Genomic DNA, 15,480 nt, shown 5'->3' on the forward strand with positions numbered 1-15,480 from the left:
ACAGTATTGAAAAAACTAGAAAACAACTTATTTTATGATAAACATAGATCTTCTGTTCAATTGGTGTGCTTCTTCTGAACAATTTACACCATTAGAGCAATTATTTATGAGCTGAGATTCTCCATATCCTTTAGAGGATAATCTTTTGCGGTCAATTCCATGACCAACCAACCATTCGAGTGTGGAGTTGGCCCTTCTGTTGGATAATTGCATATTGTACTCGTCATTACCTCTGGAATCCGTATGGGATTCAATGTGAATGCTCAACTGTGGATGTTGCTTCAAGGCCTGTAATATTTTGGCTAGTTCCACTTCTGCGTCTGGGCGTATGCTGTGTTTGTCAAAATCAAAATAAATGGGCTGTAGATCTAGTCTGCATCCCAAATCATATACAGGGCAATCGGGGGGTGTAAGGGCTATGTTGACCTGCAGCATCATAGAACCCTCTGGAGTCGTTACCAATTGTTCTTTAGGTTGGTAATCTTTTTCATCGTTTGAAGCGCGGACCACATAATGTTTTTCACATTCAATATCCTCATCAAACTCATAATTACCGTTGGATTCTGTAACCAATTGTGAAATAATATTGTTGTCTTCGTCCAAAAGGTACACCATTGAGCCTTGGAGTGGATCACCGGTATTTGCATCGGTTATCGCTCCATAGATGATTGGCATACAATTCTCTGATATGGCGTAGATATCATCCGAACTGCTGCCACTGTTTCCTTCCCTGTTTGAAGAAAAGTACCCCAGTTTTTCATTTTCTCTTACAATGATTCCAAAATCATCTTGGTTAGAGTTAATAGGTTGCCCCAAATTCACAATACCTCCTGAATCGATGTCATTGGCACTGGAAACCTTGTAAATGTCCAATCCTCCAAGTCCAAGATGGCCGTCACTGGAAAAGAACAGTGTATTTCTGTCGCTTATAAATGGGAATGTCTCCCGTTGTTCGGTGTTAATATTGGGACCCAAGTTGATGGGTTCACCATACTCATTGGCGTTAAGAATGTCCACATACCATAAATCGGATTCACCAATGGACCCCGGTCGGTTGGAGGAAAAATACAATCGGGTTTCCTCGATGTTCAAGGCGGGGTGGGCGGTAGAGTAGGAGTCATCATTAAATGGAAGTTCTTGTACGTTGCCCCAAGTTCCATCATCATTCTTTGTGGCTTTATAGATTTTTAAGCTCACCAAACGTTTTTTGCCCCTTTTCTTTTTACCATCGATAAAATTATTTCTCGTAAAGTATACCGTTTTCCCATTTTTGGTAAATACGGCAGAGGATTCGTGGTAAGGTGAATTGATATCCCCTTTCAATGATTTAACATTGGTCAGTTTTCCATTTTCATTGATTTCAGCTTCAAACAGATCTAAATAGGGAAGACCGTTCCAATCATGCACCTTATTTCCTTCCGTATTGATGGATGAGGATGCAAAGACAATTTTATTTCCATAAAATGAAGGGCCAAAGTCCGAACCCGTCAAATCCGTTGTAATATTGGTTACTTTAAATTTTTTGTTTTGATGTTCTTTAAGCTCTTCAAAGGACTTCCAGTTATCCATTTGCCCATTCGCCATATTGGAAGGTGAAGATTTCCAGAACTTTTCCATCATCGCCTTGGACCTATCATATTCCCCAACACTTTTGAGCGTTTGTGCTGTGCGGTAATAGTATTCGGGCTTAATATTATTTGGGTATTTTTCCATGAGTTTACCGTACCATTGGTTGGCCTTCGCATATTCACTATTGAAGTAATAGGTATCTCCCAATTTCTCAAATATTTGTGCTGATTCATAACCATCCTCCACCACGCTTAGGTATATTTTTCGGGCATCTATGAAGTCGTAATTATCAAATTCTTCATTGGCATACTTTATTTTGGTTTCTTGAGCGAATGTGCTCCCGACCAACAAAAAGATGGAAAACACATGTATTAGAATGCTTCTTTTCATGGTGATTGTATTAAAAGAATCTTGGGGTTATAATTCGGTCTGACTTTTTGAAAATATCGAAACGAAGAAATACTTCGTAGGATCCATCACTGTACATTTCAATATCGGTAGTTTGATAATCGTAGGCTATACCTGCGAAGAAGTTCGGTGATATTTGAAATCCGGCCAACGCACTTAACGAAGCAGTCCATCGATAAGATGCCCCCAAAGTAAACTTTTCATTGATCAGAAAGTTTGCGGATACATCCCATTGCAATGGAGAACCACTTACGTATTTTACCAAGGTTGCAGGTTTAAACTTCAGGTTTTCATTTAAATCAAAAACATAACCGGTGATGAAGAAATAGTGCAAGCGTTCGATAGCTATGTCATTAGTGTCCGCATTTTCCAATGCACTTTCATCATAATGTCGGGAATTCAAAAAATTGGGAACGGAAAGACCAGCGTAGAATTTATCTGTGTTTAAATATAAACCAGCACCGATTTGCGGTCTCAGTTCATTATCCACATTGGTCTGAAAGTAGGCATCGTTCGGATTAAAAATGTTCAATTTACTATAGTCCACATCCAACATATCCAATCCAGCTTTTATGCCGAATGCCAATTTTGTGTCATATGATAGGTTTATGGAGTATGAGTAGTCCACTACCACGTTGGATTCCATTGCCGGACCTATTCGATCATAAACAATGGATAGTCCAAGTCCCATATTATCATAAAGTCCAATAGGGGAATTTACTGTAAATGTACCCGTTTCGGGAGACCCCTCGAGACTTACCCATTGTGTTCTACCCAAAAGGCCAAAACTCAATACTTCCCTGTTGCCGGCATATGCCGGGTTTACCACCTGGGTATTGTACATATATTGAGTGTACTGTGGATCCTGTTGGGCCTTTGTTGCCACTGTTGCGGATAGAAACAGGAGTGCCAGAAGCCCAAAGTTTCTATAATTTTTAAGATGTATCATCCTCTTGATAAAATTCTAGATTTGTGATTTTTTTATTGGTCGGCCGTATTAATTCCTGTTGATATATAGGTAGCCCGAATAGCTTTCTTTCCCAGGATTATCTTCACCGGTAAATGTTAGAATGTAGAAATAGGTTCCACTGGGCAACTCCCTATCTTGCTGGAGCGTAGCTCTACCTTCGGAAATTCCGTAGAATAGGTTGTTCCCTTGTCCATAACCATTGACTTCATAGACTTGAACCCCCCAACGATTAAATATTTTCACATTGTTGTCCGGATAGTTTTCTATACCCAGAATTCGAAAATAATCATTGATGCCATCCCCATTGGGCGTAATTCCGTTGAAAATTTCAAAACCAATACCTCCTCCGGAATATTCACAAAAGCCGCTTACATTCATGGAAGTAATGTCGTTTTCTTCATAACTGTTATCATCGGAATTATCAAAAACGGAATCCGTGGTATCAATTATATCTGCGGTTACCACGGCTTGGTTATCCACGAAGATGCCATCGATATCCACTTGTGCAAGATTATATATTGCAGTATACAACCATTCCTCACCAGGCTCCAATATGCCATCTTGTGATTCTTCGGTAACTTCCAATCCATTTACGGTTCCACCTAGTAGCTGGTCTGTAAGGACTACATTTTCCAAGTTGATCGTACCTGTATTTATTACGGTAAAGTCATACCTTATACTATCATCGCAACCATCGTTGTCCAAGTCAATGCCAGTTCCAATTTTGATTACTGCGATTCCGAACAGTGGAGTATCGTTACCCCCTCCGTCACCAGGGCACGCATCGTTGGGAACTTCTGTTCTAGTTGGGGTATCCTCGAAGTTGCTATCATCATCGGATAAATCGAAGACAATGAAATTTGAGTCTATTAACTCTGCGTAGACAATGGCTTGGTTGATTACAAAACCATTGTCAATATCTTCTTGGGTGATAGGGTAAACAGCAGTGTATACCCATAATTCATCGACTTGAAGTATTCCATTTTCGCTGATACTCTCAGAATCTGGACCTGGTATTTCTTCTTGTCCAAAGAGTACTTCGTCTTTTAGTGAAACATTTTCCAAGTCGATTCCTCCAACATTTGTAATAGTGAAGGTATAACGGATACTTTCTATACAACCATCCTGGTCAATATCGATTAATTCAGCTTCTTTAATCAATCCAATACCTCCTCCATCAGTACATGAATCGTCCGGTACGGCCGTCCTTGTGGGCTCATTCTCAAAAAGACTATCCTCATCGGACAAATCGGATACTACAATTTCTGTGTCAATGACCTCTCCGTTCACCTCTGCTTGATTGACCACAGCGGCATTGTCTATGTCTTCTTGGGTAATGGAATAAATGGCCTCATAGGTCCACGTTTCGCCTACGGATAGGATACTGTCATCATTGATGTCGGATCCATCTACAGGGCCGGGCACCTCGCCGCCAAGGAGTTCGTCTTCCAACATGATTTCATCAATATCTACATCACCGATATTGGTCAAAGTGAAGGTATATAGGATGCTTTCCTGACAACCATCACCATCAACATCAATTACGGTACCTTCTTTAATAAGCCCAATGCCTGGTGCTCCTTCGGTACAGGCATCATCTGGTACTTCTGTGCGAGTTGGACTATCTTGAAAATTGCTGTCATCATCTGACAGGTCGGATATTTGATTTTCAGTATCCACCACTTCTGCCGTAACTGTAGCTTGGTTGATTACCAGAGTGGCATCAATATCTTCTTGCGTAATAGCATATATTGCAGTATACACCCATACTTCATCTACTTGAAGGATGCCATTTTCCAGAATGCTTTCCGAGTCCGGGCCTGCAATGGCCCCATTGAACAAGGGGTCTTCGAGTATGACTTCATCTAAGTCCACATCGCCCAAGTTGGTAACAGTAAATGTGTACAAGATACTTTCTATACAGCCGTCGGCGTCAATGTCCAACAAATTTCCTTCTTTTATTAATCCGATATCCGGTACTGCGCAAAAAGACAGATCTACAACTGTTGGGTCGTTTTCAAGTACGCTGTCATCGTCTGAAAGGTCGATAGCCAGCTCATTGGGCAACCCTAGAAGATTGGCGGAGACAGTTGCTTGGTTTTCAAAATAGCCATTGATCAGATCTTGTTGGGTAGTTAAGTAGACCGCGGAATAAATCCAAACTTCATCTACGTCTAGCAATCCATCATTATTTTCATCTCCTGTTAATGGTCCGGCGATATCCCCACCGAGCAAAGGGTCATTTAAAACCACATTCTCCAGAATATCCACACCTTGATTGGTTACGGTAAACTCATATAAAATCAAGTTACATCCAGGACCTGCCTCAACGTCTTCCAAAGCAACCCCTTGCTTAACAACGGCAATGTCTGTTTTTGATGGACAGGATGGTAAAATCGTAACGGTCTCGTCATTTTCCAATACGCTGTCATCATCGGATAGGTCGAGGACTATGGCATTTAAATCTCCCTCAATATTTGCTGTTGCCGTTGCTTGATTGACGACCTCTTCTGCAAATTTATCCTGAACCGATGTTATGTATGGTACGGTATATATCCATGTTTCACCGGGTTCTAATATGTTATTGTTGTTATCGTCGCCACCATCAGGACCAACTAAATCCCCTCCCAGTAAAGGGTCATTTAGCACTACATTTTCCAAATTGTTTCCTCCCTCACTGGTAACACTAATTTGATACAGTACCAAATTACATCCGGGGCCTCCTTCTAGCGCATTCAAGGGTACGCCTACCTTGACAACGGCAATATCTGTGTTTGATGGACATGCAGGTAGTACAATTACCGTGGAATCATTATCATTGACCATTTGATCGGGCTGTCCTTGAACATTTGCTGTAACTACAGTAGCAGTTTCAACTTGTTGGGCCACTTTTTCCTGTACCGTTGTTACATGGGCGACAGTATATGTCCATTCCTCACCAACCTCCAAGATATTGTCCTCTGTTAAACTTTCCGTTGGACCAACAAGATTTCCATCAAATAAATCATCGAATATTTCTATGTTCACGAGGTTTTCGTCACCCGTATTGGTTACTGTAATTTCATATAAAATCAGATTACAGCCTGGATTTCCCTCAATAGCATCCAAAGGATTGCCACCAACGGTTATGGAGATATCGGGAACAAATGGTTGATCGGTATTTACAAGGACAGGGTTCTTTCTTGATTCGGCTTCATTTGCCAGGATGAATACTTTGTCAGTGATTATGGCAAAACCAAATTGTAATGTTAATAAGGTTAGAACGAATGTTGCTAAAATCAAAATAGGTTTGATAAATGCCTTGGAGTAAGTAGTATTGTTCATGCTGAATGGTTTAATACTCTTGCAATAAAAGTGGTTGTGTTTTTAGGTGTGTAAACCTATCGACCCTAGTTTATAGGCTGATCGTAAAACATGTACAAACCAATATTATTAGGTTGACTAGAACACACAATTTGGGGGCAAATATCTTCTTTACCAAGCAGTTATTAGGTAACGAATTGACGAGTCATGCGGCTCAATTGACGTATGGCCGTTTTGAGTTTATAAATGACATTATATGCCTAGGAGAACAGGCAGATATCAATAGCAAATCCTGATCAAGTAAGTAATATGATCAGTTAATTATTGTAAAGGATATTAAATAATGTTATGTGGTTTTAATACAGACTCTTCTTTAAATAATGTGCCGTATAGGACCCGACATGGTTAACAATCTCCTCCGGAGTGCCTTCGACTACCAAGTTCCCACCTTTTTCACCGCCTTCGGGGCCTAGGTCTATAATGTAATCAGCACATTTTATGAGCTCCATATTGTGTTCGATAACAATAATGGAATGTCCCTTGTCCAAAAGTTCTTCAAAGGATTTGAGCAGTTTCTTGATATCGTGAAAATGAAGACCCGTAGTGGGTTCATCAAAGATGAACAAGGCTTTTTCCTTGGTATGACCTTTCACCAGGAATGAGGCAAGTTTTATACGTTGTGCCTCGCCGCCAGATAGGGTGGAAGAGGATTGCCCCAAGGTAACATAACCCAATCCTACGTCTTGCAACGGTTTTAGCTTGGTTACGATCTTGTTCTGATTGTACTTGGCAAAGTGATCAATGGCATCGTCAATGGTCATGTTCAAGATATCATCTATGTTCTTACCTTCGAACTGTACTTCCAGGATTTCCTTTTTAAAACGTTTGCCGCCACATACATCACACTCCAAATGTACATCGGCCATAAACTGCATCTCTACGGTAATCTCTCCCTCTCCCTTACATTTTTCGCAACGACCACCATCTACATTAAAGGAAAAGTGTTTGGCCTTATAACCACGTAGCTTGCTCAGTTTTTGCGAAGCGAGCAGACTTCTTATATCATCGTAGGCTTTAATATAAGTGACCGGATTGGAGCGCGAGGAACGGCCAATCGGGTTTTGATCTACAAATTCCACATGTTTGATATGGGCATACTTGCCATACATTTCCGAGAACTGTCCGGCCTTTTCACCATACCCCCCTGTTTCCTTTAAAATAGAAGGATACAGAATTTTACGGACCAAGGTACTTTTCCCACTTCCCGACACTCCGGTGACCACTGTGAGTACGTTCAAAGGAAAAGTAACATCTATGTTTTTGAGGTTGTTTTCTCTCGCTCCTTTAATTTGAATATAATGCTTTGAGTTTCTCCGTTCTGAAGGAACAGGGATTTCCATGGTTCCATTAAGATAGTTTGCCGTTAACGAATCGGCCTGTAAGATGGTTTCCCAATCCCCAGTAGCCACTACGTTTCCGCCCAGGGTCCCCGCTTCTGGGCCAATATCGATAATTTCATCGGCAGCCTTCATAATATCTTCATCGTGTTCTACTACAATAACGGTATTCCCCAGATCACGAAGTGATTTTAATACTTCGATCAAATTTTCGGTGTCCCTGGGATGAAGTCCAATGCTGGGTTCGTCCAAAATATACATGGACCCCACTAAACTGCTTCCCAAGGATGTGGCAAGATTGATCCGTTGACTTTCCCCTCCGGAAAGGGTGTTGGATTTTCGATTTATTGTAAGATAACCTAGACCGACCTTGTCCAAAAACTCCAATCGGGTGGTAATTTCCTTGAGCAATCGTTTGGATATTGCCGTGTCGTGCTCGGACAGCTGTAAGCCGTTAAAAAACGGCATTAATTGTTTAATGGGCAGCTCTATTAAATCTGAAATGGATTTATTGTCCACTTTTACAAAGTTCGCTTCTTTGCGCAGGCGTTTTCCTTTACATACGGAGCATTTGGTTTTACCTCGGTATCTGGACAACATTACCCTGTTCTGGATTTTATAGCTTTTCTCCTCCAGTTGCTCAAAAAATTTATGTATACCAATAAAATGTTCGTTGCCGTCCCAAACCAATTGTTTTTGGGAATCCGAAAGTTCGAACCAAGGTTTATGTATGGGAAAGTCGAACTTGTATGCCGAATTTACCAATTGATCCCTGTACCAGCCCATACTTTCGCCACGCCAAGGGAAGATTGCATTTTCATAAACGGATAAAGAGGTGTTGGGAATTACCAGGTCTTCATCAATACCTATTACATCACCATATCCTTCGCACTTTGGGCATGCACCGTAGGGATTGTTAAAACTGAACAAGTGTACATTGGGTTCCAAAAACTTCATTCCGTCCAACTCAAACTGGTTGCTGAATGTTTTGATCTCGCCAGTCTGAATGTTTTCTATGGCACAGGTTCCCTTACCTTCAAAAAACGCATTGTCCACTGCATTGGCCAAACGGTTCCAGAAATCCTCATCATTCTTCACTATAATACGATCTACTACAAGATCGAATTCCCTACCGATATCTTCCGGGGCTTGATCAATACGGATGACTTCTCCCTTATATTTTATCCTGGCATACCCTTGTTTGGAAAAAAGCTCCAACGATTTTAGCGGTTCTCGTTCGTCGGATATGGTTATGGGGGACAACAAAAGAAGTTTGTCCCTTTCGTTCAACTGCTTTATGTAGTCGATAACATCGGTTACGGTATGCTTTTTAACCACTTTGCCAGAAATAGGGGAAATGGTTTTCCCAATACGTGCGTAAAGCAGTTTTAGGTAATCATATATTTCCGTGGTAGTGCCCACCGTAGATCTTGGGTTGGTGGAATTTACTTTTTGTTCTATGGCAATGGCAGGGGCTATACCTTTAATATAGTCCACTTTGGGTTTGTCCAATTTTCCCAAGAACTGTCGTGCATAGGAGGAAAGACTTTCCACATATCTACGCTGTCCTTCGGCATAAAGTGTATCAAAAGCCAAACTCGATTTTCCAGAACCGGATAATCCTGTGATAACCACCAACTTATTTCTTGGAATCACAACATCGATATTCTTTAGGTTATGTAGTTTGGCACCTTTGATTATAATATTCTGCTTAGGATCTACGTTGATATTGATTGCCATATGTTAAAATTAGGGTTCCAAAGATACGATACACTGCACTTTATACGTATATTGTATCAGTTAACATATAAAAATCGTCAACTCACAACATAGATTTTTAGATCGCCTCCCTATTTATCTATATTTGAAGTGTAATTAAAATCCTGATAGGCCTATACAGAATAATTACTTTTTAAAGATTAAAAACTGAACAACTAAAGTCTTTCTTGGCAAAGGAAGGGCTGTGATTTTAACCCAAAAAAGTAATTTGTATGGAACAGCTACAGATTAATGACTCGATTTTAGTAAAAAACTACATTAACGGAGACGAAAAGGCTCTTGAAATCCTGATCAACAGACACAACCAAAGAATCACTAGCTTTATTTACAGCAAAGTTCTGGATAGAGATGTGGCAGAGGACATCTTCCAGGACACTTTTATTAAGGTGATCAAAACCTTGAAAAAAGGAAGCTACAGCGAAGAGGGTAAATTTTTACCTTGGGTAATGCGGATTGCCCACAATTTGGTGATAGACCATTTCCGTAAAAACAAGAGAATGCCCAAATTTGAGGGAAGCGACGATTTCAACATCTTCTCCGTAATCCACGACGAGAAATTGAACGCCGAAAAACAGATCATTAAAGATCAAATAGAAAGTGATCTTACCCTTTTGATCGATGAGTTACCGGACGACCAGCGCGAAGTACTTATCATGCGAATCTACAAAGACATGAGTTTCAAAGAGATATCCGAAAACACCAACGTTAGTATTAACACAGCTTTGGGCAGAATGCGATACGCTCTTATTAATCTTAGAAAAATAGTTGAGCGTAAGAACATCGTTTTAACGAATTAATCGGCATTACGTCGAACGCTGCAATATTTCCAATCTAGCGCCGTTATATAATGGAAACAATTACTTACGCTAGAATATGGAAAACATTTACTCTGAAGAACAAAAATCCGTAAAAACGGTAAAAGCGAGCCAGAAAACTGTTGATTTCTTACTTAGCTTTTCAAAATCGATTCATGTAGTTGACTACAAAAAACACCAGTTTGAAGTAACATTGAATTAATTTAAGGATCAAACTGACGAAAAGAGCCGCAATTAGCGGCTCTTTTTGTTTTTATAGTATTCGTTGATCACCGATTTGCGCCCAATATTCTTGGTGATAATATCCTTTTCCAAGTCCCAGCCCCTGGCAGGCGAATATTCCCGGCCATACCAAATTATTTGAAGATGCAACCTGTTCCAGATTTCTTTTGGAAATAAACGTTTGGCATCACGTTCGGTCTGTACCACATTTTTGCCATTGCTAAAACCCCAACGGTACATCAACCTATGAATATGGGTGTCCACAGGAAAGGCTGGAATCCCAAAGGCTTGTGAAACCACTACACTTGCGGTTTTATGTCCCACTGCTGGCAATTCTTCCAACAAAGCAATATCCCTGGGTACCTTGCCATTGTACTTTTCTATCAGTATTTTGGAAAGTCCATAAATGCCTTTTGCTTTCATAGGGGATAGACCCACTGGCTTAATGATCTCCCGAATCTCTTCCTCCGATAACTTTACCATATCGTATGGATTATCGGCCTTTTCAAATAAAAGAGGGGTAATTTGATTGACACGAACATCGGTACTTTGTGCGGATAGCAAAACTGCAATCAACAAGGTATAGGGATCCTTATGATCTAAAGGTATGGGAATGGTAGGATAAAGTTCATCCAAGGTTTTTACGGCGAAATCAACCTTTTCTTGTTTGGTCATATTTGTTTAACTTTGCTTGTATAAATATTAAACAATAAATTCAATCACAAAGATCATGAATATGTTAAAAATAGGAGATAAAGTACCTGATTTTTCAGCAAAAGACCAAGACGGCAATACAATTAATCTTAGTGATTACAAAGGCAAGAAGTTAGTGGTATTTTTCTACCCTAAAGCAAGTACTCCTGGATGTACGGCCGAAGCCTGTAATTTACGGGACAATTATAAGGAATTGCAAGATCAAGGTTTTGAGCTTTTGGGCGTTAGTGCCGATTCAGAAAAAAGACAATCCAATTTTAGGAACAAATACGAGTTTCCTTTTCCCTTATTGGCAGACGAAGACCATACCGTAATCAACACCTTTGGTGTTTGGGGGCCAAAAAAGTTTATGGGAAAAGAATACGACGGTATCCATCGTACCACTTTTATTATTGATGGGGATGGAGTGGTAGAAAACGTTATCAGTAAAGTAAAAACCAAAGACCACGCTGCGCAGATATTGTCTTAAAATACTTTTTTTCTCATCGAGCGTAGTCGAGATGTCAATAAACAGGAGGCATTTTAAAGTTCTCGATTGCGCTCGAACGGACAATAAAACGTAATAAAGTAAGAAAGGCACTGATTTCAGTGCCTTTTTGTTTATTCTTTTTTCTCAAGAACCTTTCTGGTAAATAAGTTTTTTTCTTTGATTATTTCGGCAATACCCTCCGGTAATTCTTCTTCCCATCCATCATCCTTGTTAATGATTCTTTTAAGAACATCCCTGGAGAAAATATGGAGCACATCCGGGTCATAATCAATAATGTCCATCACCTTTCCGTTATATTTAAAGAATTTGTACAATTCTTTCATTCTTGGATGAACCTTTACATTGTTGCTGGTAAGCACCTGTCCCGTTTCTGGATCTTTCATAGGGTAGAGGTACACTTTTAAATCCTTAAAGAACAGTTTGCCGAACGCTTCAAGAATACCACCGCTCAAGTGACGATAGTATTTTTCATCAAAAACATCTACCAAGTTGTTCACGCCCATGGTCAATCCAATTTTGGCCTTGGTGTAGCTGTTAAAGTATTCCACCAACTTATAATATTCTTGGAATTTGGAAATAAGCACCGTATGCCCCAGGGAACAAAGAAGCTCCGCACGATCCATAAAGTCTTGCTCATCTATTTCACCCGAAGCTTTTAGGTTGGACAAGGTAATTTCGAAAACTACAATGGCATTGTCCATATCTACTGTTTGCTCCCGAATAAAAATATCGTACGATTTCTGGAACATATCCATATTCACCTTGGTCACCGGTCTAAAACTACCGCGAAGAGCCAAAATGTTTTTCTTGTAAAGCACGGCCGCAGGCAAAAGGTTATGCCCATCGGGGCCGAACATTACCGCATCCGTCATATCGTTTTTAATAAGCTGAAGGCTCATTAAACGGTTGTCGACCTCGGAAAAATTAGGCCCGGTAAAGTTGATCATATCAATCTCCAAAGTATCGTGGTCGATATGATCGTATAGATATTTTAAGAGCTTTTTGGGCTTGTGGAACTTAAAAAAGGCGCCGTAAATTAAATTAACACCTAAAATACCGAGGGTTTCCTGTTGTAATCTGGCCTCGTTTTGTTTAAATCGAATATGGAGAATAATTTCGTCGTACTCCTTTTGGTCCGGGTCTAATTGAAAACGAAGACCGACCCAACCATGCCCTTTGTATCTTTTTGAAAAATCGATGGTGGCCACAGTATTGGCATAACTAAAGAACAGGTAATCGGGGTTGTTGTCCCTACTGATCCGTTCTTCCACCAAACGCATTTCGTGGTCCAACATCTTTTTTAATCGGGATTGTGTAACGTAACGGCCATCCTCTTCGATTCCATAAATGGCATCACTAAAAGATTTGTCGTAGGCGCTCATTGCCTTTGCAATAGTTCCGGACGCGCCACCAGCTCTAAAAAAATGTCTGGCTGTTTCTTGTCCCGCTCCGATCTCGGCAAAAGTTCCGTAAATATCTCGATTCAAATTTATCCTTAAGGTTTTCGCCTTTATGGAAGGAATATTTTCAAAAGAATTTTCTTTGCTTGGTACGCTGGGCATTTCCAAATTTTTAAACTACGGCAAAGTTACACTCTTCGGGCAATCTATTAAATAAATAAGTTATAATTTTGGTTTTAATGGATGATAAGATGACCATTACTTTTTTAGGCACGGGCACTTCGCAGGGAATACCCGTGATCGGAAGCAACCATCCCGTTTGTCTTAGTACAGACCCTAAGGATAAAAGACTGCGTGTATCGGTATTGATTTCTTGGGAAGAATATAATTATGTTATTGATTGTGGCCCTGATTTTCGACAGCAAATGTTGACCAATCCCATTGAAAGACTGGATGGCATTCTGTTTACCCACGAGCATGCCGATCATACTGCGGGCATCGATGATATTCGCCCATTTTTCTTTAGGCAGGGAGATATTCCCGTTTATGCCCATCCACGGGTGCTAGATTCGCTCCGTAGGCGGTTTGATTATATTTTTGCCGATGAGGACCGATACCCCGGAGCCCCGGCGGTAGAAGTGCACGAAGTCTTTAAAAATACGAATATTCCATTGGGCGATTTAGATGTGGTACCTATTGAAGCCTACCATAACCGTTTACAGGTTTTTGGCTATCGTTTTGGAGAGTTTGTTTACATGACCGATGTTAAAAGAGTGGAGGAGGAGGAAATCAAAAAAATAAAAGGCGCAAAAATTTTAGTGGTCAATGCACTGCGTATTGAGCCCCACCATTCCCATTTTAATTTGGAAGAAGCATTGGAATTTGCAGAAAAAGTAGGCGCGGAACAAACCTATTTTACCCATATCAGCGCTTTGTTGGGTTTTCATGAAGAAGTTGAAAAAAAACTGCCAGAAAATGTACATTTGGCCTACGATAACCTAAAGATAAAAATATAGAAGTTCTTAATTCGTTATCATGGCAGGATTATAAAATAACAGATTGTCATTTTGAGTCCGACCCAACACGGGACGGAACATCTCGACTGTGTTCCATGTGACATTAATTGAAATTAAGGATTCATATAATTTTCAAATACATGAAGAAAAACTTATTTCTATACCTATTTGTTTTTGCCGCTCTGTTGGCACTTTTTCAATACGTTACTGGTAGTAACATGCAAAAAGCATTGAGCTCTGATGTGGAAAAATTGGAAAACCAGGTAGTAAAACTCGAAGATTCCCTACAAACCATGCATCTAAAAGTACTGGATATGCAATACTTTACCTTGGAGAACAACGACGATGCCCTGGCCTATTACGACCACTTAAAACTGGAGAACCCATCGCTCTACATCCAGGATAAATTACTGGAAACCAACGAACAAAAAGGAGATAATCCTTTAATTCCCTACGAAGGGATGGAAAGTGATTTTAAGATAAACAAAATCAAAGTACTAAACCATAAATGGATTTTGGCCGATTTCTCAGATGGAAAATACTGGGGGGATATGATCATCAAATATGAGCTAAAAGATGATCTAAGCGTAGATTTTACTTTGGCCGAACATTTACTTTACGCACCACAGGACTATTAATTTGCCTCAAGTCAGTACTTAGCTCGACACATGCAAAAAAATATCATCTGTAACGCATTTCTGAATTCTTAAGTTTTCTTCTCAAAATAGCTTAAATCCGTTGTTGCAACCACTTTTTAAAGGAAAAAAAGTTTTGCTGGGAAACCCCGTGTCCCACCGGAAACTCTTCGTAAGTAGTTGGGATATTTAAGCTTTTGAGGAATTCAGGGGATTTTTGGGCCCATTCCAAAGGGATAACTTGGTCCATTTGACCATGTGAAGCATAAAAACTCAACTTACTGTGATCTTTTTGTTCATAATCTTCCACCAATATATTTTCATTGATGTAACCGCTGAGCGCAACCACATTCTTTATTTTTTCGGGATACGATAATGCTACCGAATAACTCAAAATTGTGCCTTGACTAAAGCCCAGAAGAGAAATATTATCCTCATCCAGATCATAAGCTTCAATGGCCTCATCAATAAAGGCTACTATCTTTTCCCTAGATTCCTTCGCCTGCTCATCGTCGCTCCATTTGCCTTGTTCGGCATCAAAATTAATGGCATACCAAGCATGCCCAAATGGTTCTAGATCATACGGGGCCTTTACGGAAAAAACCATCAATTCTTCTGGTAATTCCGAAGCAAAAGAAAATAAATCCTCCTCGTTGCTCCCATAGCCGTGGAACATAAACAGCGCCGGTATTTTTCCGGATTGTATTGAGGAAGGGCGTAATAAATATGTTAAGGATAGGGGTTTAGGAGACATTTTTCTAT

Annotated in this window: 11 protein-coding genes; 4 read left to right on the forward strand and 7 right to left on the reverse strand. The window is 40.1% G+C overall.

The genetic code is table 11. The annotated features are described in order from the left end of the window. Positions 1-27 precede the first annotated feature (27 nt). The 4 genes from ABTP35_RS15130 to uvrA all read right to left on the reverse strand — a co-directional run bounded on the left by ABTP35_RS15130 (position 28) and on the right by uvrA (position 9,387). The gene (locus tag ABTP35_RS15130; protein WP_293295295.1) at positions 28-1,959 is read right to left on the reverse strand and encodes an OmpA family protein; all 1,932 of its coding nucleotides are present in this window, start codon (positions 1,957-1,959) and stop codon (positions 28-30) included. Positions 1,960-1,969: 10 nt separating this feature from the next. Next, a complete protein-coding gene (locus ABTP35_RS15135; RefSeq protein WP_293295294.1) occupies positions 1,970-2,926 on the reverse strand; it encodes a type IX secretion system membrane protein PorP/SprF in 957 nt (318 codons plus the stop codon). A gap of 48 nt (positions 2,927-2,974) precedes the next feature. Beyond that, complete coding sequence (locus ABTP35_RS15140) at positions 2,975-6,271, reverse strand: gliding motility-associated C-terminal domain-containing protein (RefSeq protein ID WP_293295293.1); 3,297 nt, start codon at positions 6,269-6,271, stop codon at positions 2,975-2,977. Between the two features lie 335 nt (positions 6,272-6,606). Beyond that, positions 6,607-9,387 carry an excinuclease ABC subunit UvrA gene (uvrA, locus tag ABTP35_RS15145; RefSeq protein WP_293295292.1) on the reverse strand — a complete coding sequence of 927 codons (2,781 nt, stop codon included), beginning with the start codon at positions 9,385-9,387 and terminating at the stop codon, positions 6,607-6,609. Positions 9,388-9,638: 251 nt separating this feature from the next. Between uvrA and ABTP35_RS15150 the strand changes: the two genes are divergently transcribed. Continuing rightward, entirely contained in the window at positions 9,639-10,223 is a 585-nt protein-coding gene (locus ABTP35_RS15150; protein WP_293295291.1) for a sigma-70 family RNA polymerase sigma factor, read from the forward strand. Positions 10,224-10,475: 252 nt separating this feature from the next. On the opposite strand, the gene nth is transcribed toward ABTP35_RS15150, so the two are convergent. Next, positions 10,476-11,138, reverse strand: a complete 663-nt coding sequence (gene nth / locus ABTP35_RS15155; protein WP_293295290.1) for an endonuclease III — start codon at positions 11,136-11,138, stop codon at positions 10,476-10,478. Between the two features lie 55 nt (positions 11,139-11,193). On the opposite strand from nth, the gene bcp reads away from it, so the two are divergent. Further along, positions 11,194-11,646, forward strand: a complete 453-nt coding sequence (gene bcp, locus ABTP35_RS15160) for a thioredoxin-dependent thiol peroxidase (RefSeq protein WP_224837005.1) — start codon at positions 11,194-11,196, stop codon at positions 11,644-11,646. 131 nt (positions 11,647-11,777) lie between these two features. On the opposite strand, the gene ABTP35_RS15165 is transcribed toward bcp, so the two are convergent. Then, on the reverse strand, positions 11,778-13,229 hold the full coding sequence (locus ABTP35_RS15165) for a TonB-dependent receptor (RefSeq protein WP_224837004.1): 1,452 nt from the start codon (positions 13,227-13,229) through the stop codon (positions 11,778-11,780). Positions 13,230-13,306: 77 nt separating this feature from the next. Here ABTP35_RS15165 and ABTP35_RS15170 point away from each other — a divergent pair, with 77 nt between their 5' ends. Beyond that, positions 13,307-14,083, forward strand: a complete 777-nt coding sequence (locus tag ABTP35_RS15170; RefSeq protein ID WP_293295289.1) for an MBL fold metallo-hydrolase — start codon at positions 13,307-13,309, stop codon at positions 14,081-14,083. Between the two features lie 140 nt (positions 14,084-14,223). Next, the gene (locus ABTP35_RS15175) at positions 14,224-14,721 is read left to right on the forward strand and encodes a hydrolase (RefSeq protein ID WP_293295288.1); all 498 of its coding nucleotides are present in this window, start codon (positions 14,224-14,226) and stop codon (positions 14,719-14,721) included. Positions 14,722-14,812: 91 nt separating this feature from the next. Here the strand turns inward: ABTP35_RS15175 and ABTP35_RS15180 are convergent, their stop codons facing one another. Beyond that, entirely contained in the window at positions 14,813-15,472 is a 660-nt protein-coding gene (locus ABTP35_RS15180; RefSeq protein WP_293295287.1) for an alpha/beta hydrolase-fold protein, read from the reverse strand. Between the last annotated feature and the right edge of the window lie 8 nt (positions 15,473-15,480).

Origin of the sequence: Flagellimonas alginilytica (assembly GCF_042134605.1) — a bacterium.
Taxonomy (GTDB): domain Bacteria; phylum Bacteroidota; class Bacteroidia; order Flavobacteriales; family Flavobacteriaceae; genus Flagellimonas; species Flagellimonas alginolytica.

Bases quoted from the DNA above. Each gene is read 5' to 3' on its own strand.
- ABTP35_RS15130 (WP_293295295.1), bottom strand. From the start codon at position 1,959: ATGAAAAGAAGCATTCTAATACATGTGTTTTCCATCTTTTTGTTGGTC.
- ABTP35_RS15135 (WP_293295294.1), bottom strand. From the start codon at position 2,926: ATGATACATCTTAAAAATTATAGAAACTTTGGGCTTCTGGCACTCCTG.
- ABTP35_RS15140 (WP_293295293.1), bottom strand. From the start codon at position 6,271: ATGAACAATACTACTTACTCCAAGGCATTTATCAAACCTATTTTGATT.
- uvrA (WP_293295292.1), bottom strand. From the start codon at position 9,387: ATGGCAATCAATATCAACGTAGATCCTAAGCAGAATATTATAATCAAA.
- ABTP35_RS15150 (WP_293295291.1), top strand. From the start codon at position 9,639: ATGGAACAGCTACAGATTAATGACTCGATTTTAGTAAAAAACTACATT.
- nth (WP_293295290.1), bottom strand. From the start codon at position 11,138: ATGACCAAACAAGAAAAGGTTGATTTCGCCGTAAAAACCTTGGATGAA.
- bcp (WP_224837005.1), top strand. From the start codon at position 11,194: ATGAATATGTTAAAAATAGGAGATAAAGTACCTGATTTTTCAGCAAAA.
- ABTP35_RS15165 (WP_224837004.1), bottom strand. From the start codon at position 13,229: ATGCCCAGCGTACCAAGCAAAGAAAATTCTTTTGAAAATATTCCTTCC.
- ABTP35_RS15170 (WP_293295289.1), top strand. From the start codon at position 13,307: ATGGATGATAAGATGACCATTACTTTTTTAGGCACGGGCACTTCGCAG.
- ABTP35_RS15175 (WP_293295288.1), top strand. From the start codon at position 14,224: ATGAAGAAAAACTTATTTCTATACCTATTTGTTTTTGCCGCTCTGTTG.
- ABTP35_RS15180 (WP_293295287.1), bottom strand. From the start codon at position 15,472: ATGTCTCCTAAACCCCTATCCTTAACATATTTATTACGCCCTTCCTCA.